The organism is Streptomyces sp. NBC_01296 (assembly GCF_035984415.1).
Classification (GTDB): Bacteria; Actinomycetota; Actinomycetes; order Streptomycetales; family Streptomycetaceae; genus Streptomyces.
Genome location: NZ_CP130720.1, coordinates 3,425,059 through 3,445,500, shown reverse-complemented (window position 1 = coordinate 3,445,500; position 20,442 = coordinate 3,425,059). Strand labels below are relative to the sequence as shown.

At 71.6% G+C, this 20,442-nt stretch carries 17 protein-coding genes; 6 read left to right on the top strand and 11 right to left on the bottom strand.

Going from position 1 to position 20,442, the window contains the following annotated elements:
* Positions 1–223 precede the first annotated feature (223 nt).
* Complete coding sequence (locus OG299_RS15285) at positions 224–2,464, top strand: transglycosylase domain-containing protein (protein ID WP_327361756.1); 2,241 nt, start codon at positions 224–226, stop codon at positions 2,462–2,464.
* A 91-nt stretch (positions 2,465–2,555) separates the two neighbouring features.
* On the opposite strand, the gene OG299_RS15280 is transcribed toward OG299_RS15285, so the two are convergent.
* From OG299_RS15280 to OG299_RS15270, 3 genes are all read right to left on the bottom strand, one after another.
* Complete coding sequence (locus tag OG299_RS15280) at positions 2,556–4,625, bottom strand: SpoIIE family protein phosphatase (RefSeq protein WP_266633260.1); 2,070 nt, start codon at positions 4,623–4,625, stop codon at positions 2,556–2,558.
* A gap of 717 nt (positions 4,626–5,342) precedes the next feature.
* Positions 5,343–6,038 carry a cytidylyl-2-hydroxypropylphosphonate hydrolase gene (fomD, locus tag OG299_RS15275; protein ID WP_266625963.1) on the bottom strand — a complete coding sequence of 232 codons (696 nt, stop codon included), beginning with the start codon at positions 6,036–6,038 and terminating at the stop codon, positions 5,343–5,345.
* A gap of 103 nt (positions 6,039–6,141) precedes the next feature.
* Complete coding sequence (locus OG299_RS15270; RefSeq protein ID WP_327361755.1) at positions 6,142–7,557, bottom strand: class II fumarate hydratase; 1,416 nt, start codon at positions 7,555–7,557, stop codon at positions 6,142–6,144.
* 106 nt (positions 7,558–7,663) lie between these two features.
* Between OG299_RS15270 and OG299_RS15265 the strand changes: the two genes are divergently transcribed.
* Together OG299_RS15265 and OG299_RS15260 are read left to right on the top strand one after the other, a co-directional pair.
* Positions 7,664–9,217, top strand: coding sequence for a ricin-type beta-trefoil lectin domain protein (locus OG299_RS15265; RefSeq protein ID WP_327361754.1), 1,554 nt, complete (start codon positions 7,664–7,666; stop codon positions 9,215–9,217).
* A 218-nt stretch (positions 9,218–9,435) separates the two neighbouring features.
* Complete coding sequence (locus tag OG299_RS15260; protein ID WP_327361753.1) at positions 9,436–9,864, top strand: hypothetical protein; 429 nt, start codon at positions 9,436–9,438, stop codon at positions 9,862–9,864.
* Positions 9,865–9,874: 10 nt separating this feature from the next.
* Here OG299_RS15260 and OG299_RS15255 read toward each other — a convergent pair whose 3' ends face one another.
* From OG299_RS15255 to OG299_RS15245, 3 genes are all read right to left on the bottom strand, one after another.
* Entirely contained in the window at positions 9,875–10,648 is a 774-nt protein-coding gene (locus OG299_RS15255) for a glycerophosphodiester phosphodiesterase (protein ID WP_266625956.1), read from the bottom strand.
* 98 nt (positions 10,649–10,746) lie between these two features.
* Complete coding sequence (locus OG299_RS15250; RefSeq protein ID WP_266625954.1) at positions 10,747–11,352, bottom strand: hypothetical protein; 606 nt, start codon at positions 11,350–11,352, stop codon at positions 10,747–10,749.
* Positions 11,353–11,687: 335 nt separating this feature from the next.
* Positions 11,688–13,349, bottom strand: coding sequence for a fumarate hydratase (locus OG299_RS15245; RefSeq protein ID WP_327361752.1), 1,662 nt, complete (start codon positions 13,347–13,349; stop codon positions 11,688–11,690).
* A 149-nt stretch (positions 13,350–13,498) separates the two neighbouring features.
* On the opposite strand from OG299_RS15245, the gene OG299_RS15240 reads away from it, so the two are divergent.
* Positions 13,499–14,164, top strand: coding sequence for a DUF1707 SHOCT-like domain-containing protein (locus OG299_RS15240; RefSeq protein ID WP_389869762.1), 666 nt, complete (start codon positions 13,499–13,501; stop codon positions 14,162–14,164).
* A 145-nt stretch (positions 14,165–14,309) separates the two neighbouring features.
* On the top strand, positions 14,310–14,708 hold the full coding sequence (locus OG299_RS15235; protein ID WP_405700999.1) for a WhiB family transcriptional regulator: 399 nt from the start codon (positions 14,310–14,312) through the stop codon (positions 14,706–14,708).
* Between the two features lie 91 nt (positions 14,709–14,799).
* Here OG299_RS15235 and glpX read toward each other — a convergent pair whose 3' ends face one another.
* The gene (gene glpX, locus OG299_RS15230; protein WP_266625948.1) at positions 14,800–15,831 is read right to left on the bottom strand and encodes a class II fructose-bisphosphatase; all 1,032 of its coding nucleotides are present in this window, start codon (positions 15,829–15,831) and stop codon (positions 14,800–14,802) included.
* Between the two features lie 212 nt (positions 15,832–16,043).
* Here glpX and OG299_RS15225 point away from each other — a divergent pair, with 212 nt between their 5' ends.
* Positions 16,044–16,568, top strand: a complete 525-nt coding sequence (locus OG299_RS15225) for a DUF4245 domain-containing protein (RefSeq protein ID WP_327364525.1) — start codon at positions 16,044–16,046, stop codon at positions 16,566–16,568.
* A gap of 113 nt (positions 16,569–16,681) precedes the next feature.
* Here OG299_RS15225 and OG299_RS15220 read toward each other — a convergent pair whose 3' ends face one another.
* The 4 genes from OG299_RS15220 to OG299_RS15205 all read right to left on the bottom strand — a co-directional run bounded on the left by OG299_RS15220 (position 16,682) and on the right by OG299_RS15205 (position 20,435).
* A complete protein-coding gene (locus OG299_RS15220) occupies positions 16,682–17,272 on the bottom strand; it encodes a malonic semialdehyde reductase (protein WP_266625946.1) in 591 nt (196 codons plus the stop codon).
* Between the two features lie 125 nt (positions 17,273–17,397).
* Positions 17,398–17,652, bottom strand: a complete 255-nt coding sequence (locus tag OG299_RS15215) for an exodeoxyribonuclease VII small subunit (protein ID WP_327361751.1) — start codon at positions 17,650–17,652, stop codon at positions 17,398–17,400.
* Between the two features lie 55 nt (positions 17,653–17,707).
* Entirely contained in the window at positions 17,708–18,946 is a 1,239-nt protein-coding gene (xseA, locus tag OG299_RS15210; protein ID WP_327361750.1) for an exodeoxyribonuclease VII large subunit, read from the bottom strand.
* A gap of 109 nt (positions 18,947–19,055) precedes the next feature.
* On the bottom strand, positions 19,056–20,435 hold the full coding sequence (locus OG299_RS15205) for an APC family permease (RefSeq protein WP_327361749.1): 1,380 nt from the start codon (positions 20,433–20,435) through the stop codon (positions 19,056–19,058).
* Positions 20,436–20,442: the final 7 nt, after the last annotated feature.

Genomic DNA, 20,442 nt, shown 5'->3' with positions numbered 1-20,442 from the left:
GTTTCGCTTGGTCGCGGCCGGTCGAGCCGCCTAGCAAAGTGATATCACTTTTTGAGGCTGCCGCAACCCTACGGGCTTGCCGCGCGTCGGTTCCCTTGATGTGGGTGCTGATTCTCACGTCCGAATTGACCGGTATTGGCCATGGTTGGCCAACCTTTGTCACAACCTGCGGTGTTAGCTTTCTGAGCTGACGTCGGGGGGGAAATCGAGCGGAGCGGGAGCGATGGGCCGAGCAGAAGCGCGAAAGGCGCAGCAGCGCAGTGCGCGGCGGGCGCCGCGCGGGAGCGCCACCGGGAAGAAGGGGCGTTCCGGCAAGCGGACCGGTATACGCCGCTTCTTCACGTGGAAGAAGATCCTGGGGACGCTCTTCGGGCTGCTCCTGCTCGGCACGGGCGCACTCGTCGCCCTCTACTTCTACGTGGACGAGCCCGACCCCAACGCCGACGCCCTGACGCAGAGCAACGTCTACAAGTACGCGGACGGCTCGATCATGGCGCGCGACGGCAAGATGAACCGCGAGATCGTGCCGATCAGCCGGGTCCCCAAGGACGTCAAGACCGGCTTCATCGCCATCGAGAACAAGTCCTTCTACAAGGACAGCGGCGTCGACTTCCTCGGCATCGCCCGAGGGCTGTTCAACACGGTCACCGGCAAGGGCAAGGCCGGCGGTTCGACGATCACCCAGCAGTACGTCAAGAACTTCTACCTGAACCAGGACCAGACGGCGACCCGCAAGCTCAAGGAGCTGGTGATCTCCCTCAAGGTCGACCGGCACATGCAGAAGGACGAGATCCTCGCCGGTTACCTGAACACCAGCTACTTCGGGCGCGGCGCGTACGGCATCCAGGCCGCCGCCCAGGCCTACTACGGCGTCGACGTCGACAAGCTGACCCTGGAGCAGGGCGCGTACCTCGCGGCCGTCCTCCAGGCGCCCAGCGACTACGACCTGGCGACCGCGGGCCCGAACGGCACGCGGCTGGTCAAGATCCGCTTCAACGGCGTGCTCGACAACATGGTCGAGATGAAGGCGCTCGACCCCGAGAAGCGCAAGCAGCTCCAGCTCCAGATGCCGATCAAGCCCAAGGCCGCCCCCGGCATGGAGGGCCAGAAGGGCTATCTGAAGCAGGCCGCGGACGCGGAACTGCGGCGGCAGACCAAAATGACCACCCAGGAGCTGCAGGCCGGCGGCTGGGAGATCACGCTCAACATCGACCCCAAGAAGCAGGCCGCGCTGGAGAAGGCCGTCCAGGACGAGCTGGAGTCCAGGCTCGACCGCAAGGACCGGCCCGTCGACGCGAGCGTGCAGGCCGGCGCCACCTCCGTGGACCCGAAGACCGGCGCGGTCGTCGCGATGTACGGCGGCACGGGCCTCTCGGACCACTGGGCGAGCAACGCCCTGCGCCAGGACTTCCAGCCCGGCTCGACCTTCAAGCCGATCGTGCTGGCCTCCGCCCTGGAGAACAAGTCCACGACGCACGACAAGAAGCCCATCACCCCGAACGCGCTCTACGACGGCACCAGCAAGCGCCCGGTCGTCGGCAGCGACACCCCGTTCGCCCCGCAGAACCAGGACAACGCGAACTACGGCGACCCGTACCTCACCGTCCAGGCGGCCACCAACTCCTCCGTGAACTCCGTCTACGCGCAGATGATCGTGGACGTGGGCCCGCCCAAGGTGAAGAAGACGGCCCTCGCACTCGGCATGAACGACCGCGACGGATGGCCGGAGGACAAGCCGGCCATGTCGCTCGGCACCATGAGCGCCAACACCCTGGAGATGGCCGGCGTCTACGCCACCTTCGACAACCACGGCAAGAAGATCACCCCGACGATCCTCAAGAGCGCCAAGCACGCCACCCGCGAGTTCAAGCCGGTCGAGGCCGTGGGCAGCCAGGCCATCAGCCGCCAGACCGCCGACACGGTGACCAAGGTGCTCACCGGCGTCGTCAACGACGGTTCCGGCAAGGCCGTGAAGAGCTCCGCCTACGAGGCCGCCGGCAAGACCGGTACCACCGAGTCCAACGTGGCCGCCTGGTTCACCGCGTACACGCCGGAGCTCGTCACCGTCGTCGCGATGTTCGGCGAGGAGCCCGGAACGGCCAAGCAGGTCACCCTGACCGGTACCGCCGGCGGTGGTCGAGCGGGTGGTTCCAGCTTCCCGGCCGAGATCTGGAAGGCGTACACGCTGGCCGCGCTCAAGGGCGTGGACACCGGCGAGTTCGACCTCTCCGAGGCGGACATGGGCCCCTCGCAGGCGCCCACCCGCAGCAGCTCCCCGTCGTCGACCTCCTCGGCCTCCACCTCGCCGTCGACGCCCGTATCGCCTTCGCAGACCTCCCCGGACCCCGGCAAGAGCTCGCCGAACCCGACCAAGAGCACGTCGAAGAGCCCGGACCCGACCAAGAGCCCGGACCCGACCAAGAGCCCGGACCCGACCAAGAGTCCGCCGATCACGCTCCCGTAGCGGGCTCGTACGGCCCCTGACGCACCGCCGCCCCGCAGCATCCATGCTGCGGGGCGGCGGTGTTCTCGCGTTCGGCCTCGTACCCGTCCAGTCAGCGCTGGTCGTTCGCCCCCGGCAACGGGAGCTCGAACCAGACCACCTTTCCGCTGCTCAGCCGGGTGGCGCCCCAGCGGCGGGCCATCCGGTTGACCAGGAACAGCCCGCGGCCGCCCTCGTCGGTGTCCCGGGCCCGGCGCTGGCGCGGCAGCTGCGGGGAGTCGTCGCCGACCTCGCAGCGCAGTACGTCCGTCCGCAGCAGGCGCAACGTCACGGGCCGCTCGGCGTACCGGACGGCATTGGTGACCACCTCGCTGACCAACAGCTCCAGGGAGTCCTGGAGCTCCTCCAGGCCCCAACGGGTCAGCGCGCGGCGGGCGAACCGGCGGGCCCGGCCCGGAGCCGTCTCCTCCGGGTCCAGGAACCAGTACGCCACGTCACTGGGCGCGATCCCGTCGAAGCGGGCCGCGAGCAGCGCGATGTCGTCGTCCCGGTCGCCGGGGCCGAGCATGTCCAGGACGTCGTCGCACAGCGCCTCCAGCGGCGGCGGATGGTCCAGGCCGGTCAACTGGGCGGTGGTGGCGAGCCGTTCGCGCAGCTGCTCGATGCCGGTCCAGACGTCGCGCAGCCGGGACTCCACCAGGCCGTCGGTGTACAGCAGCAGCGTGGCCCCGGCGGGGGCGTCCAGCTCCACGGCCTCGAAGTCCACGCCGCCGACGCCGATGGGCGCGCCGGGGGGCACCCGGAGCACTTCCGCGCGGCCGCCGAGGTGCAGGAGCACCGGCGGCGGGTGGCCGGCGTTGGCAATGGTGATCCGGTGCGAGACCGGGTCGTAGACCGCGTACAGACAGGTGGCCATCCGGTCGGAGCCGAGGCGCTGCGCCTGCTCGTCCAGGTGGTGCAGGACCTCGGCGGGCGGCAGGTCCAGCTGCGCCAGCGTCTGCGCGGTGGTGCGGAGCTGTCCCATGATCGCGGCAGAGGTCATGGAGTGGCCCATGACGTCGCCCACGACGAGCGCGACCCGGCTGCCGGGCAGCGGTATGGCGTCGTACCAGTCGCCGCCGACCCGGGCCGTCTCGGCGGCCGGCAGGTAGCGCGAGGCGAGCCGGACCCCGGTGGGCTGGGGGAGGCTGTCGGGGAGCATGGTGCGCTGGAGCTCGTCGGCGATGTACGCCTCACGGCCGTACAGGACCGCCTTGTCGATGCCGAGCGCGGTGTGCGTGGCCAACTGGGCGGCGACCAGCAGGTCGTTCTGCTCGAACGCGGGCCGCTCGGGGCTGCGCAGGAACACCGCGGCGCCGATGACGCGGCGGCGGCCGCGCAGCGGCGCGAGGATGGCCCGCTGGCCGCGCGGAACGGGGTGCTCCGAGCCGAGCAGCTCCGGCAGCGCGTCCTTGGCCCCGGCCGCGGACCCGAAGACGGGCCGTACGCCGCGCAGGACCTCGGCGAGCGCACCGCCGGTGCGGATCTCGCAGAGCTCGGCCGCGGGCAGGTCACCCTGCGGGCCGACCATCGGCAGCTGGCTGAAGTCGAGTTCGCCGGCGGCCCCCGCGGCTCCGGGGGCCCCCGTGCCCTCTGTTCCCGTCAGATCGTCGATCGGCCGGAGCCGGTCGGTGCGGCGCAGCCTTAAAACGACCGGGCCGACGGGACGCTCGTCGCCCACCGGCAGGGGATCCCGCAGGTAGACGAGGATGGCGTCCGAGAAGGTCGGCACGGTGGCCCGGCACAGTCCGAGCACGATCTCGTCGAGGTCGATGCCGCGGGCGATCCGCCGGGTGGCGGCGCCGACGAAGCGCAGCCGGTCCCCCTCGCGCCGCGCCATCCCGCCGTCCGGCGCCGGCGCGACCCCGCCGAGGAGATCGGCCACTGCTGAGCCCTGCCCCTCGTACGCCGGCCCGGCGCCGCCGGGCCCGCTCGTGCGGGCGGGGTCCGTGTCCGCCGGGGTGCGGCCTTCGCGGGCCTGGCCGGCGGCCGCGCCTTCGCCGCCTGCGGCGGCCCGGCCTTCGCGGCCCGCGGGTGCGTCCGTGTCCGGTCCGGCTCCGCGGGGGCGGGAGGCGTCCGGTACGGCCGCTGCGCGGCGTTCCTGGCCCGTGTCCGGGGCCTCGTGGGCCCGGCCGACGGGCAGGGCCGCGGAGGCCGGGTCCTCGTCGTGGGCAGCCGCCGCGTGCGCGGCGTTCCGTGCGGCCTCGCCGTCGCGCCGCCGGGATCCGCCCGCCGCGGTCTCGCGCGCGGCATTGCGGGCCGCCTCGCCGTCGCGGCCGCGGCGGCCTGCCGCGCCCTGCGCCGAGGCGGCGCGCGAGCGGCCCCGGCCGGGGCGGGGCGTGCCGTCCTGCGGGGCGGGCACGCCCTCGCCGCGCGGGCGCGGGACGTCCGAGCCCCGGCCGGCGGCCTCCGCGTGCGCGCGGACCGGGTCGTCGCCGGCCGCGGCCGAACCGCGTACGGCCTCGGCGGCGGGGACGGGGGCCTTGCCGTGGCCCAGTTCCTCCGCCGGGCCGCCGGAGCCGGCAGGCACGGCGGAGCCGCCCGGGGCCGGTGTCGCGGCGGCCGCGGCGGGCTGCGGTCCCTCCTGCGAGGTGGGGTACTCCGTCACGCGTGGAATTCCGTCCGTTTGCGCTCGATGTGCGCTGCACTCAACTCGGTCAGTCGCGGTATACCCGCTCAGCGGCGGGGACACCATCACCCCGCGGTACCGCGTCCCGCTCGTTACCTCTCGCTCTGCGTTGACCTCCGGTCAAGTCCCGCGTACGGCACGACATTTACGGATGTGCGGTCGAGCGCGCCTCCCGCGCGCGACCCGCGGAGGGAGATCTTACGTTTGAACCCCGGGGGCGCATCAAGGGTCTCATGAGGTCATATGCGCCGGAGTGCGGTCCCAGTCTTCGGGAAGGGCCGGAACTCCCCAGGCGGGATCCGGCCGCCAGTCCTGCCAGCCGTCGCAGAACGGAGCCCCCCACGCCTTGATCACGTCCACCGCGGCCCGCCCCGCGACCTGCACCTGGCCGGCCTGTTCCGCGTCCATCAGACCGGACCGCTGGGCCTGCGCGAACTCGTCCTCGTCCCGCCATTTCCACGTCCGGTCCGGGTAGACGGAGATGTCCAGGAAGTGGTCCACGGAGTCGATCCCGCCGGACCACCGCGTCCGCGGCTCCTCGAGGTTGACGTACCAGCTCTTGAACCGCCAGCCGTGCTCCCAGAACAGCCACACCGACCACGGGTCCCCGGGCCGGGCCAGCTTCAGCACGCCGGCGCCGAACCAGCGCGACCGTACGGTGGTGCGCGGCGCGGTGTACCGGGTGGCGAGCGGCTCCTCGTGGACGGAGCTTCCGTCGGACAGCACCGGCTTGACGCATTCGGTGCCGGGGGCCATCCACACCGCCAGCAGTTCGTCGGTGTCCTGCACCACGGTCACCGGGCGGCAGATGTGGACCGCGCCCTTCAGGCCCGGGGCGTGGTCGCGGTAGCGCCAGAGGACCTGCTCCCCGGGCTGCCAGCGGGTGCCCTGCGCGTCGCCGCCCCCGCGGCCTCCGGTACCTGTCATGCGCAGATCTTAGGGCTGGGGCCCCTGCGCCCGCTGCGGTGCAGGTCACGGAGGTGTGCGGGGACGGAAAACGACCGATTCCGGCCCCAGTCCGGAAACATTTTCAGGGCCGGGTCATCCGCAGGACGTCGAGCGCCTCGTCCAGCTGCTCCAGCGTCAGGTCGCCGCGGTCGACGTACCCGGACTCGAGCACGACCTCCCTGATCGTCTTCCGCTCCGCGAGGGCCCTCTTGGCGACCTTGGCCGCCTCCTCGTAGCCGATGTACCGGTTCAGCGGGGTCACCACGGAGGGGGAGGACTCGGCGAACTCCCTGGCCCGCGCCTCGTTGGCGGTGATCCCGTCGACCGTGCGGTCGGCCAGCAGGCGGCTCGCGTTGCCCAGCAGCCGGATCGATTCCAGGAGGTTCTTCGCCATCACCGGGAGCATCACATTGAGTTCGAAGTTGCCCGCCGCGCCCGCCACCGCGACGGTCGTGTCGTTCCCGGTCACCTGTGCGGCGACCATGAGCACGGCCTCCGGGACCACCGGATTGACCTTCCCGGGCATGATCGACGAGCCAGGCTGGAGATCGGGCAGATTGATTTCGGCCAATCCTGTCCGCGGCCCCGAGGCCATCCAGCGCAGATCGTTGGAGATCTTGGTCAGCGAGACGGCGATCGTACGGAGCATCCCCGAGGTCTCCACCAGCGCGTCCCGCGCCCCCTGGGCCTCGAAGTGGTTGCGGGCCTCCGTCAGCGGCAGCCCGGTCGCGGCGGCCACCTCGGCGATCACGGCCGCGGAGAAGCCGGGCGGCGTGTTGATCCCGGTGCCCACCGCGGTCCCGCCCAGCGGCAGCTCGGCCAGCCGGGGCAGCGCAGCCAGCAGCCGCTCGACGCCGTAGCGCACCTGGGCGGCGTACCCGCCGAACTCCTGGCCCAGGGTCACCGGGGTGGCGTCCATCAGGTGCGTGCGGCCCGCCTTGACCACCTCGGCGAACTCGGAGGCCTTGCGCTCCAGGGCGGCGGCGAGGTGCTCCAGGGCCGGGATCAGCTCGCGGGTGACGGCTGCGGTCGCGGCGATGTGGATGGACGACGGGAACACGTCGTTGGAGCTCTGCGAGGCGTTGACGTGGTCGTTGGGGTGGACCTCGCGGCCGAGCCGCTCGCCGGCCAGGGTGGCGATGACCTCGTTGGTGTTCATGTTGGACGAGGTCCCGGACCCGGTCTGGAACACGTCGACCGGGAAGTGCTCGTCCCAGCGCCCCTGCGCCACCTCGGCGGCGGCGGACCGGATCGCGTCGGCGATGCCCTCGTCGACCACCCCCAGCTTCGCGTTCACCGCGGCGGCCGCGGCCTTGATCAGGGCGAGCGCCTCGATGTGGGCGCGCTCCAGGCGCTGCCCGGAGACGGGGAAGTTCTCCACCGCGCGCTGGGTCTGGGCTCGCCATTTGGCATGCGCGGGCACCAGTACCTCGCCCATCGAGTCGTGCTCGATCCGGTACTCGCCTGCTGATCCATGGGCCTGCTGATCGTTCGTCATCTTGGTGGCCTCCTCAAAAAGTTGAGCAATTGTCTTGTTCGAAGTGTTCCCAACTCCCCTACCGGCCAGTAAATACCGGGGGTAACACCAACGTCGGGGAGGCGTCATGACACGTGTACGTACCAAACCCAGGCTCAGATCTACCTTCGCCGCAGCCGCGGCGATCGCGGCCGCCCTCGGGGGCGTCACCGCCATCACCCCCATGGCCCACGCGGCCGCGCCCGCCACGACCGCCGGGGCCGCCACGGCCTCCGGGGCCGTCACCCCCCTGTCGCCCGAACTCGAGGCCATCCGCGCAGCGGAGGCCGTCAAGATCTACGGCGACGCGGCGATCCGGCCGCTGAACGAACGCAAGACCGGGCTCATCTCGCTCGGCGACAGCGAGATCTCGGGCGAGGGCGTCGGCAACTACGACCCCGCGACGAACACCTCCGCCAACCAGTGCCACCGCTCGCCCGACACCGCGATCCACCGCACCGGCATCCCGGCCGACCTCACCTTCAACGTGGCCTGTTCCGGCGCCTACACCGGCAACATCCGGATAGGCGGCAGCAAGCAGTACGCCGACGAACTGGTGCAGAGCGACAACCTGGCCGTCAAGGCGCGCAACACGAAGATCAAGATGGTGCTGCTCGTCGCCGGAGCCAACGACGACTTGCAGTTCGGCCCGGTCATGACCGACTGCGTGACCCGCTGGGTGCTCAGCCAGGGCACCTGCGAGCCCAAGTACGGCCCCGGCTGGCAGGCGCGCGTCGACGGCCTCAAGCCCAAGGTCGAGTCCACCCTCGCCGACCTCAAGACGGTCATGCGCGACGCGGGCTACGCCGACTCCGACTACAAGCTCGTCGTGATGGGCTACCCCAGCCCCATCGGCCCCGACTTCTACGACAACCCGAACTTCCCCGGCAAGCTCCCCGGAGGCTGCGCCGGCTACGACTCCGACGCCGCCTGGGGCCGCAACTACGCGGTGCCCGCCTTCGAGAAGGGCATGCGCGCGGCCGCCCTCGCCTCCGGCGCGACCTACCTGGACAACTCACGGCTCTTCCAAGGCCACGAGGTGTGCATGGAGGACACCTGGGCCCGCGGCCTCTACCTGGACCTCGGGGACCACTTCCCGTGGGACGAGAACACCGCCCGCCAGTCCTTCCACCCCAACTACCGCGGCCACGGCGCCTTCGCGGCCTGCCTGACCCAGCTCTACAACTCCGGCCTGCGCGAGGCCTCCTGCGCCGACCCGGCGAGCACCGGCACCCCGGTCCTGCAGACCGGTGCCTGGGACGACCTGTACAAGCCGCTGAAGAACGAGGCGACCGGCAACTGCCTCGACTCCAACGGCGGCGCCAGCGCCAATGACACCAAGGTCATCGGCTGGGACTGCCACGGCGGCCGCAACCAGGGCTGGTGGTACGACTCCGCGAAGAAGTCCGTCCACATCGAGCTCACCCACGACCGCTGCCTGGACGCCCCGGGCGCCAACTACGGCGCCGGCACCGGCCTGATCATCTGGAACTGCCACGGCGGCGCGAACCAGCAGTGGGTCCGCGACGGCGCCACCCTGCGCCCCGCGGCCGCCCCGGGCATGTGCCTGACCGTGGCCGCCGCCCACGACCAGCTGCGCCTGCAGACCTGCAGCGGCTCGGCGAACCAGCGCTTCGTCTGACAGGACCCCGCCCCGTACGACCCGAACCCCCCACACCCGGCCGGCGCACCCCGGCCGGGTGTTCCCGTGTCCGCAACCGCGGGGCCCGAACACACGTCCGTACCTTCCGGCAGGCTCGCCGGCGTCGTTCCGACGCCGGGCGCGCGCAGACCTCGTAAGGGAGCACTCCGATCCTCGTCACCTTCCTCCTCCTGGCCGGCACCGCTCTTCTCGCGGTTGTGCTCCTCCTCGGCAAGGGGATCCACTACCTCGTGACCCGCAGGCCGGCACTGGGCACGAGCCCCGTCGGGAAACGGGCGGAAGCGGCGGGACTGTGCCTGTGCGTGGCGGCCCTCCTGTTCGCCTCCGGAGGTCTCACGGGCCTGAACGCCGCCCGTCCGGTGCGGCCCTGCGTGGCGGCCCTCATCGAGATGAGGGGGCCGAACACCTACCGGACGCCCGACGCCGACATCACCATCCACCGGACACTGGTCCCCGTTTCGGTGGTCTGCGAGTTCGCCGGCAACACCCGTGTGGAACTCGTCTCCCCCTGGGTCAACCCGCTTCTGTCGCTCTCGCTCGCCGGTGCGGCCGGCTGCGCGGCCGGCGCGGTGGGGGCCGCCAGGACCCGGCGGACGGCCCGGCGCGCCGGGCACCCGGCATTCTGAACGGCCGCTCTCAGCGCCCTTCGAGCTGCTCCCGTACCTCGCGCGGCCGGTTGGTGATGACGGCCTCCACGCCGAGGCGGACGCACAGCTCCACGTCCTCGGGCTCGTCGACCGTCCAGACCCGTACGCGCAGCCCCTTGGCCTTCAGCCGCCCCACCAGCCCCGGATCCTTGCGGACGAGGTCGATGCCCGGGCCGGCATGGCCCGCGAACGGCGGGCGCAGCGGCCGCAGCGGCCGCTCGATCAAGTAGACCGCGGGCAGGCCGGGAGCCAGCCGGTTCAGCCGGATCAGGGCGTTGCGGGAGAAGCTCATCACCTCGACGCGGCCGTCGGAGCCGTCGGCCAGGCCGTGGTCCTTCAGGACCCGTACGAGCTCGGCCTCCAGGCGGCCGCCGGCGCGGGTCGGGTGCTTGGTCTCGACGGCCAGCCCGACGGGCCGGTCGGCGGCCAGCGCCTCCTTGAGCAGGTCCTCGAAGAGCAGCACCTGCGCCCCGCGGTGCGCGTCGCCCTTCCAGCCGCCGAAGTCGAGCGCGGCCAGCTCCTCGTACGTCATGGCGGAGACGACCCCGCGCCCGTCGGAGGTCCGCTCCACCCGCCGGTCGTGCACGCACACGAGCCGCCCGTCGGCGCTGAGCCGTACGTCGCACTCCAGCGCGTCGGCGCCGTCGGCGATGGCCTGCCGGTAGGCGGCGAGGGTGTGCTCGGGGTGGTCGTGGGAGGCCCCGCGATGGGCGATGACCCGCACGTCGCGGGCGGTGGCGGACTGCGCGTACTGCCGATTCATGGATCAGACGGTATCCGGACGCGCGGCGGCGCGCGGAGCCGGCGCCGGCCCGGTGACCGAACAGTTCGTTACATCGGGGTGCGGGGCGCGGGGACCGCTCAGTGCGGCCGGGGGGCCAAGGGGGCCGGGGTGACCTTGAAGCCGCCCTTCGTGACCTCCGTGAAGGGGGCCGGGGCCATGCACGTGCCCACGCGGGGCTCCGACACCGAGCCGTCGGGCTTCACGTCGACGTTGGCGATGCCCCACGAGAAGCCCACCCGGTCGGGCCCGCCGCGTTCGCCGTCCTGGACGCTGATCCCGATCCGCTTGCCCTCCCAGCCGACGTTCGAGGACGTGACCACCGCGGTGATCGTGGCCGTCCTGCCGCCGGTGACCATGCAGTCCACCTCCGCCTCGGCGACGGCGGTGAAACCCGTGTCCGGCATGGCGTGGTAGACGGTCACCCGGCCGCGCGCGTCGACGGGCATGCCCTGCTCCCCGCCCGGCGCCGGGAAGGGCCTGCTCCACGGGACGGCGTCGGCGTCGACCGTGAAGCGGATGTCGTGCTCCTTCGGAACGTAGGGGTAGGACACCGTTCCGCCCCCGTGCACGGAGGCGAGCTTCGGCGCGGCCGGCGCCGCGGGAGCCGGCGCCGCGCCGATCAGCGTCGCCGCCAGGGCGGCGGCGCATCCGGTCAGGAGGAGGGCGCGCTTGCGGTTCTTCATCGTGAACTCCCTTTGAGGGCGTGCCGTTCGGATACGACGACAGCCTCTCGCGGGGTCTTCGGCGATCCATCTGCCCGCGGGACGACATGCGTGAGGGCCCCTCCCCCACGCGGGGGAGGGGCCCTCAGGCCGTCGTACTACAGACGGAGCAATCAGACGGCTTCGAGGCGCCGACCTTGGAATACAAAGTCAATGCTCGACGCAAGCGCGGCCAGGGCGGAGACGAGCAGATCGACCGGGATACAGTCCCGTGCGTTGTGTTCCCGTGAACACGCGTCACCCCACCCGTAATGCCAAGGTGGGGTAACGCGGTCCTTGCTGAGCCTCGCTATGACTTACGAGCCCTGGCGCACGGGGATGCTCAGGAAGGTAGGAGACGGCTCCACTGAGCTGAAGAAGTCGTTGCCCTTGTCGTCCACCACGATGAACGCCGGGAAGTCCTCGACCTCGATCTTCCAGACCGCCTCCATGCCGAGCTCCTCGTACTCCAGGACCTCGACCTTCTTGATGCAGTCCTGGGCCAGGCGCGCCGCCGGGCCGCCGATCGAGCCGAGGTAGAAGCCGCCGTGCGTGCCGCAGGCGTCCGTCACCTGCTGCGAGCGGTTGCCCTTGGCCAGCATGACCTTCGAGCCGCCCGCCGCCTGGAACTGCTCGACGTACGAGTCCATGCGGCCGGCCGTGGTCGGGCCGAAGGAGCCCGAGGCGTAGCCCTCGGGGGTCTTCGCCGGGCCGGCGTAGTAGACCGGGTGGTCCTTGAGGTACTGCGGCATCTGCGCGCCCGAGTCCAGCAGCTCCTTGATCTTGGCGTGCGCGATGTCGCGCGCCACGACCAGCGGGCCGGTCAGGGAGAGGCGGGTCTTCACCGGGTGCTTGGTCAGCGTCGCGAGGATCTCGTCCATCGGCCGGTTCAGGTCGATGGAGACGACGTCCGAGGAGTCGCTGAGGTGCTCGTCCGTGGTGTCCGGCAGGAAGCGGGCCGGGTCGCGCTCCAGCTGCTCCAGGAAGACGCCCTCGGCGGTGATCTTCGCGGTGGCCTGGCGGTCCGCCGAGCAGGACACGGCGATGGCGACCGGGAGGGACGCGCCGTGGCGGGGGAGGCGCACGACGCGGACGTCGTGGCAGAAGTACTTGCCGCCGAACTGCGCGCCGATGCCGATCTTCTGGGTCAGCTCGAAGACCTGCTGCTCCAGATCGAGGTCCCGGAAGCCGTGGCCCAGGGGCGAGCCCTCGGTCGGCAGCTCGTCCAGGTAGTGCGCGGAGGCGTACTTCGCGGTCTTCAGCGCGTGCTCGGCGGAGGTGCCGCCGACCACGATCGCCAGGTGGTACGGCGGGCAGGCCGCGGTGCCCAGCGAGCGGATCTTCTCCTCCAGGAACTTCATCATGGAGCCCTCGTTGAGGACCGCCTTGGTCTCCTGGTAGAGGAAGGACTTGTTGGCCGAGCCGCCGCCCTTGGCCATGAAGAGGAACTTGTACGCGCCGCCGTCGGTGGCGTACAGCTCGATCTGCGCGGGCAGGTTCGAGCCGGTGTTCTTCTCCTCCCACATGGTGAGGGGGGCCATCTGCGAGTAGCGCAGGTTCAGGCGCGTGTACGCGTCGTAGATGCCGCGGGAGAGGGCCGCCTCGTCCCCGCCCTCGGTGAGGACGTTCTGGCCGCGCTTGCCCATCACGATCGCCGTGCCCGTGTCCTGGCACATCGGCAGGACGCCGGCCGCCGCGATGTTCGCGTTCTTGAGGAGGTCGAGCGCGACGAACTTGTCGTTCGACGAGGCCTCGGGGTCGTCGATGATCCGGCGCAGCTGCGCGAGGTGCGCGGGGCGCAGGAAGTGCTGGATGTCGTGGATGGCCTCTTCGGCGAGCTTGCGCAGTGCCTCCGGCTCGACCTTGAGGAACGTACGGCCGTCGGCCTCGAACGTCGAGACGCCCTCCGAGGTCACCAGCCGGTAGGGGGTGGTGTCCTCGCCCAGGGGCAGCAGGTCGGTGTACGCGAACTCCGGCATCGTGTGGCCATTCCTCACTCGGCAGACTGCGCTGACGACCAATTGGCAGCGCGGCTATCCAGCGTAGGACCTCCGTCCCGGGCTGTGTCTGTGAGGTAAGGCTCACTCGTGACTATCGCGATCTATCGCGTATCGCTATGCTGACCGACGTGGACCTGGAAAAGAAGCCTGCCGCGCCCGCCGAACTGCGAGCCTCCGACGCCGACCGCGACCGGATCGCGCACATCCTGGCCGATGCCGTCGCCGAGGGCCGGCTGACCGCCGACGAGCACTCCGAGCGCCTGGACTCGCTGTACGCCGTGAAGACGGTCGGGGAGCTCGAGGTGCTCGTACGGGACCTGCCCGCGCCCGGCGCCGCGCCTGCGGCGCCCTCGTACGCACAGGGTCCGGCGGGTCCGGCGCCGGCCGGCCAGGCCGAGGTCTCGGAGACCGTGGTCGCCGTGTGCAGCAGCGTCGCCCGCAAGGGCCGCTGGCGGCCGGGCGCGCACACCCGCGTGGTCTCCGTCCTGGGCGACGTCACCGTCGACCTCACCGAGGCCGTCTTCGAACAGCAGGTCACCGAGATCAACGTGACGAGCGTGCTGGGGAACGTCGAGATCCTGGTCCCGGAGAACGTGACGCTGCGCGGCTACGGCAGCGGGGTCCTCGGCAACTTCGAGGTGCACGGCGAGGGCCGCGCCGGGACCACCGATCCGAACGCGCCGGTGGTGATCGTCCGCGGCTTCGCGCTGCTGGGCAACATCGAGGCCCGGCCCAAGCTGGGCGCCCGCCTGGTCGACCTGGCCCGCAAGCTGCGCAAGCGCCTGGAGGGGTAGGGGGCTCGGGCCGGGCGGTGCGTCGGGTTTCGGTCGAAGTTCCCCACCGCGGCGCGCTTGCTCCACGCAGTGCATAGGGGCGCGTACAGCGGGTAGGGACAGGTGCATCGTCTCTCGCTTGCGTATACGTCGTCAGGAGTAGACCGTGCAGCATCCGCCGCATCAGTCCCTGCAGGTAGCCGCCGTACAGAGCCTCCAGGCGCGTCCGGCCGCCGTACCGAAGCCGCGGGTGCCGGCGAGGGAAGAGGACGGCCCATGGCACGCGGAGGCGGTGTGCCGCCGGGACGAGGCGGGGCTGTTCTTCGCGCCCTCCAAGGAGCCGACCGCGGCCAGGCTCTCCCGCGAGGAGGCCGCCAAACGCGTCTGCGCGCGCTGCCCGGTGATGGTCGCCTGCCGCGAGCACGCACTGCTCCAACCGGAGCCGTACGGGGTCTGGGGCGGGCTCACGGCCGCCGAGCGGCGGGTGGTGCTGGCCCGGCGCCGGCGCCGGGCGGCGGAACTGCGCCAGGTCCCCGGGGCCGGGCCGATAGCCGCCGCGGGCTGAGGGCCCGTACGCACACGAGCGAGAGGGGCGCTACCGCCGCACGCGGTAGCGCCCCTCTCGCTGTGCCGGCCGCCGGCCGGCCCGTCCGGTTCTACTTCGCGCGGTCGAAGTCGACCGCGCTGTAGGCGCGCAGCTTCGACAGGCGGTGGGTCGAGTCGATCTGCCGGATCGTGCCCGACTTCGAGCGCATGACCAGCGAGGACGTGGTCGCGGTCTCCGAGCGGTAGTGGACGCCGCGCAGCAGCTCGCCGTCCGTGATGCCGGTGGCGACGAAGAAGACGTTCTCGCCGGACACCAGGTCGTCGGTGTGCAGGACCCGGTCCAGGTCGTGGCCCGCGTCGATGGCCTTCTGGCGCTCGGCCTCGTCCTTCGGCCACAGCTTGCCCTGGATGGTGCCGCCGAGGCACTTGATGGCGCAGGCCGAGATGATGCCCTCGGGGGTGCCGCCGATGCCCAGGAGCAGGTCCACGCCGGTGCCCTCGCGCACCGCCATGACCGAGCCCGCGACGTCGCCGTCCGAGATGAATTTGATCCGGGCGCCGGTCTCGCGGATCTCCTTGACGATGCCCTCGTGGCGCGGGCGGTCCAGGATGATCACCGTGACGTCCTCGACGGCCATGTTCTTGGCCTTGGCGACGCGGCGGATGTTCACCGAGACGGGTGCGTTGATGTCGACGAAGTCGGCGGCCTCGGGGCCGGTGACCAGCTTCTCCATGTAGAAGACCGCGGACGGGTCGAACATGGTGCCGCGGTCGGCGGCGGCGAGCACGGCGATGGCGTTCGGCATGCCCTTGGCGTTCAGGGTGGTGCCGTCGATCGGGTCGACGGCGATGTCGACCTCGGCACCGGTGCCGTCGCCGACCCGCTCGCCGTTGAACAGCATCGGGGCTTCGTCCTTCTCGCCCTCGCCGATGACGACGACGCCGTTCATCGAGACGGTGGAGATCAGGGTGCGCATGGCGTTGACCGCGGCGCCGTCCGCGCCGAGCTTGTCGCCGCGCCCGACCCAGCGGCCGGCGGCCATGGCGGCGGCCTCGGTCACCCGGACCAGTTCCAGGGCGAGGTTGCGGTCGGGGGCCTCCGGAGAGACTTCGAGCTGGGGCGGCAGGTTGTGCTCGGTCATCGGAGCGCACCTTTCTGTACGGCGACGGCCGGGAAGTGAGGGTGTTGGAACTCTATCGGTACGTCGACAAATTGAGCAGACCGGGTCACGTATGAGCGGAATACCGGTCAGCTGATTGGCGTGAGCGGACATCTTGCGGACCGGTGCGGTCGCCGCGGCGACCCCGCCGGAGATCGCTCCCGGCCATGGGGGACGATGGTGGCGTGGCAGGTATGAAGGGCAAGCAGACGGTCTGGGACATGGTCCGGTCGCTGGCGGTGATCGGTGTCGTCGTCGCGGGGATCTACATCTTCGTCCCACATGACGAAAAGGCCGATCCGACGCGCGTGGTCGACTACCGGGTGGAGACGATCACCGCCCGGCGCGCGGCGCCGTACCCGGTGGCGGCGCCCGCGGGGCTCCCGGCGCAGTGGCGCGCGACCTCGGTGACGTTCGACCGCAAGGCCTCGAACGCCTGGCACCTGGGCTTCCTGGACCCGCAGGGGCAGTACGTCGCGATCGAGCAGTCCAGCGACGCCTCGGCCAAGCGCGTGGCCGCCCTCACCCAGCAGGCGAAGGCCACCGGCCAGACGCAGCAGGTCGGCGACCTGGCCTGGGAGCGCTGGGAGGGCGAGAAGTACGACGCGCTCGTCCGCCAGGAGCAGGGCCACGTCACGGTGGTGGCCGGCACGGCCTCCTTCGAGGGCCTCGGCGCGATGGCGGCGGCGCTGGAGTTCAAGCAGGGCGCCACCCAGTAGTCCGCCGTACGGCGGCAGCGCCCGGCGGTCCGCCGTACGGGCGCCGACATGCGGAAAGGCCGCTCCTCCCGGAATTCCCGGGGGAGCGGCCTTCTGCGTGTCCGGGTCAGGACTCAGACGGTGGTGATGACCTGGTCGAAGCTCAGGCGCGGGCCGCGGGCGTGCCACGCGTCCTCGCCCGGCTTGCCGATGTTGACGACCATCAGCGGGGTGTGGTCGCCGTCCAGGAACTCCTTCTGGACGCCGGCGAAGTCCAGGCCGCCCATCGGGCCCGCGGCCAGACCGGCGGCGCGGACGCCGACGATGAAGTACGCGGCCTGCATGGCGGCGTTCATCACGGCGGACTGCTCGCGGACCGGGCGCTCGCTGAAGAAGGCGTCCTTGGCCTGCGGGAAGTGCGGGAGCAGCTGCGGCAGCTCCTCGTGGAACTCGTTGTCCGCGGAGAGGATCGCGACGAGCGGCGCGGCGGCGGTCTTCGCCTGGTTGCCCTCCATCATCAGGTTCACCAGGCGCTCGCGGGCCTCGGGAGAGCGGACCAGCGTGATGCGCAGCGGCGTCGAGTTGAAGGCGGTGGGGCCGTACTTGACCAGGTCGTAGATCGCCTGGACCTGCTCCTCGGTCACCGGCTCGTCGGAGAACGAGTTGGCGGTGCGGGCCTCGCGGAACAGCAGGTCCTGAGCGGCGGAGTCAAGAACGAGAGACATCGGAAAGCCTTCTTCCATACGGAGGTGAAGCGATGTCCCGACATTAAGCCAAAAGTTGTAGAACTTTCAACTAAATCGGCGTCGAGGTGACTCGGATCACGTGTGGCCCGGCGTCCGGCCCGGCCTCAGGCGTCCCGCTCGCCACTCCCGCCACTCCCGCCACCCCCGTCGGCCCCCGCTTCGCGGGCTGCCAGTGCCGAGTCGAGCCGGGCGCGGGCCCCTTCCAGCCAGTGCCGGCAGACCTTCGCGAGCTCTTCGCCGCGCTCCCAGAGTGCGAGGGAGTCCTCGAGCGAGGTGCCGCCGGCCTCCAGCTTGCGGACGACCTCGATGAGCTCGTCCCGGGCCTGCTCGTACCCCAACGAGGTATCGGTTTCAGTCATTCCCGTCCCACCTTATGTGTGCAGTACATCGAATATCCGGTGCGGTGCGCGCGGCTCACTCGCCGCCCTGCCCGGCCTCCGGTGCGACCTGTGCGACCCGTACGGAGAACTCGCCCTCCGCCACCCGCGCGCGCAGCACCTCGTCCGCCGAGACGTCCTGCGGCGAGCGCACCACGTGCCCGTCCGCGCGCTGCAGTACGGCGTACCCCCGCTCCAGCGTCGCCGCCGGGGACAGCGCCACCACCCGGGCCAGGGTGTGCGCGAGCTCCGAATCCGCCCGGTCCAGCAGGTGCCCGAGGGTGCGCCGGGTGCGCCCCAGCAGGGCCTCCAGCTCGGCCTCGCGGGTCTCCACCATCCGCTGCGGATGGACGAAGACCGGCCGGGCGAGCGCGTGCGCGAGCCCCCGCTCCTCCCGGTCGAGCAGCCCGCGCACCGCCCGGAGCCCCCGGCCCTGCAGCTGGCGTACCCGCTCCAGCTCCTCGCCGACGTCCGGGACCACCTTCTTCGCCGCGTCCGTGGGCGTGGAGGCCCGCAGGTCCGCGACCAGGTCCAGGAGAGGGGAGTCCGGCTCGTGCCCGATCGCCGAGACCACCGGGGTACGGGCCGCCGCGACCGTCCGTACGACCTCCTCGTCGGAGAACGGCAGCAGGTCCTCCACGCTGCCGCCGCCGCGGGCCACGATGATCACGTCGACCTCGTCCAGGGCGTCGAGCTGCTTGACCGCCCGGATCACCTGGGGCACCGCGTTCACCCCCTGCACGGCGACGTTGCGCACCTCGAAGCGGACCGCCGGCCAGCGCCGCCGGGCGTTCTCCAGTACGTCGCGCTCGGCCGCCGAGGCCCGCCCGACCACCAGCCCGATCAGCTGCGGCAGGAACGGCAGCGGCTTCTTGCGGTCCAGCGCGAACAGGCCCTCGGAGGCGAGCGAGCGCTTGAGCTTCTCCAGCCGGGCGAGGAGCTCGCCGATGCCGACGGGCCGTATCTCGGTGGCCCGCAGGGACAGCTGCCCGCGCGGGGCGTACCACTCCGGCTTGGCCAGGACGACGACCCGCGCGCCCTCCGTCACCGCGTCCGCGACCTCGTCGAAGACCTGGCGGTAGCAGGTCACGCTGAGCGAGATGTCGTGTGAGGGGTCGCGCAGCGTCAGGAAGACCACCCCCGCCCCCGGCCGCCGCGAGAGCTGCGTGATCTGCCCTTCCACCCACACCTGGCCGAGCTTGTCGATCCAGCCCCCGATGAGCCGGGACACCTGGCCGACCGGCAGCGGCGCGTCAGCCGACGTATTCAGACCCATGCACGAAGGCTAGCCGCCCGGGCTGACAGCGTCTCAGGGACCGGTGAGGGTGTCGTGTCCCGGGTCCGGTGACGGTGTCGTGTCCCGAGTCCGGTGACGGTGCCGTGCCTCAGCGTCCGGTAGCGCCGTCCGGCGGCGCGGGCCGCCGGCCGCGCTGGGCGAAGAGCACCCCCAGGCCCACCACCAGCCACACCGCCCCCACCACCTGCGCCGTCCAGGCCGCCTCGACGATCACCGCCACGGTCACCGCCGCGCCGAGCACCGGGATCACCAGGTGCTTCCACCAGTTCGGGGTCCCGGCCCCGCGCCGCACCACGAACCAGCCGACCACCGAGGCGTGCAGCAGCGTGAACGCCACCAGCGCGCCGACGTCCACCACCGAGACCAGCTGGTCGAGCCCGTCGTCGCGGCGGGCCGCCCACACCGCCGCGACCAGCGTGATCGTCGCCGCCACCAGCAGGGCCGGCCGCGGAGTCCCGTCCGAGGTCCGCGCGAGCGCCCCCGGCAGCCGCCGCTCCCGGGCCATCGCGAACACCAGCCGGCCCGCCGCCGCCTGCCCGGCCAGTGCCGCGAAGGCCGCCCCGATCGCCTTGCTGACCGCGACCAGGTCGTGCAGCCAGGGGCCGACCGAGGAGTCCACCGCGTTGTAGAAGGCCGGCCCCTGCTGCGCCGGATCGGCCGCCAGCTCCGCCGGGGACACCGGCATCAGCAGCGCCGCCAGGTAGCTCTGCGCGATGAACAGCCCCCCGGCCAGCGCCAGGCAGAACAGCACCGCGTGCGCCACCCGCGCCGATCCTCCCGTCACTTCCTCCGCGAAGGAGACGATCGCGTCGAAGCCGAGGTAGGAGAGGACCGCCACCGACACCGCGCCCAGGACGGCCGTCAGGGAGAAGCCTGGCGTGCCGTCCCCGGTCAGCGGCGAGAGCCAGCCGCGCTGCGCCCCGTCCCGGACCAGTACCGTCACCGCGGCCACCACGAACACCAGCAGCACCGCGAGCTCCATGGCCAGCACGGCGAAGCCCACGCGCGCGGCCGCCCGTACGCCCCACAGGTTCAGCGCGGTGGTCACCAGCACGGCCAGTGCCGTCCACGCCCACCGGGAGACTTCCGGGACCAGCGCGTTCATCGCGATCCCGGAGAAGAGATAGGCGACCGCCGGGATCAGCAGGTAGTCGAGCATCGCCATCCAGCCGGCGATCAGCCCCGGCCCCTCGCCGAGTCCCTCGCGCGCGTACGTGAACACCGAGCCGGCCTGCGGGGCCACCCGGACCATCTGCGCGTACGAGAACGCCGTGAAGGCCATCGCGACCGTCGCGAACACGTAGACGAGGGCGACGGCGCCGTGCGATTTCGCGTCCAGGGCGCCGAAGACCCCGACCGGGGCCATGGGGGCGATGAAGAGGAGCCCGTACACGACCAGGTCCCGGAATCCGAGGCTCCGCCGGAGGGCCGGCTTCGGGGCCGTACCGGGCTCCGTAACGGACGCCATCATTCCT

Coding starts and splice junctions, on each gene's coding strand:
- OG299_RS15285 (WP_327361756.1), top strand. CDS start 224: ATGGGCCGAGCAGAAGCGCGAAAGGCGCAGCAGCGCAGTGCGCGGCGG.
- fomD (WP_266625963.1), bottom strand. CDS start 6,038: ATGACAGGTACCGGAGGCCGCGGGGGCGGCGACGCGCAGGGCACCCGC.
- OG299_RS15270 (WP_327361755.1), bottom strand. CDS start 7,557: ATGACGAACGATCAGCAGGCCCATGGATCAGCAGGCGAGTACCGGATC.
- OG299_RS15265 (WP_327361754.1), top strand. CDS start 7,664: ATGACACGTGTACGTACCAAACCCAGGCTCAGATCTACCTTCGCCGCA.
- OG299_RS15255 (WP_266625956.1), bottom strand. CDS start 10,648: ATGAATCGGCAGTACGCGCAGTCCGCCACCGCCCGCGACGTGCGGGTC.
- OG299_RS15250 (WP_266625954.1), bottom strand. CDS start 11,352: ATGAAGAACCGCAAGCGCGCCCTCCTCCTGACCGGATGCGCCGCCGCC.
- OG299_RS15245 (WP_327361752.1), bottom strand. CDS start 13,349: ATGCCGGAGTTCGCGTACACCGACCTGCTGCCCCTGGGCGAGGACACC.
- glpX (WP_266625948.1), bottom strand. CDS start 15,831: ATGACCGAGCACAACCTGCCGCCCCAGCTCGAAGTCTCTCCGGAGGCC.
- OG299_RS15225 (WP_327364525.1), top strand. CDS start 16,044: ATGAAGGGCAAGCAGACGGTCTGGGACATGGTCCGGTCGCTGGCGGTG.
- OG299_RS15220 (WP_266625946.1), bottom strand. CDS start 17,272: ATGTCTCTCGTTCTTGACTCCGCCGCTCAGGACCTGCTGTTCCGCGAG.
- OG299_RS15215 (WP_327361751.1), bottom strand. CDS start 17,652: ATGACTGAAACCGATACCTCGTTGGGGTACGAGCAGGCCCGGGACGAG.
- xseA (WP_327361750.1), bottom strand. CDS start 18,946: ATGGGTCTGAATACGTCGGCTGACGCGCCGCTGCCGGTCGGCCAGGTG.
- OG299_RS15205 (WP_327361749.1), bottom strand. CDS start 20,435: ATGGCGTCCGTTACGGAGCCCGGTACGGCCCCGAAGCCGGCCCTCCGG.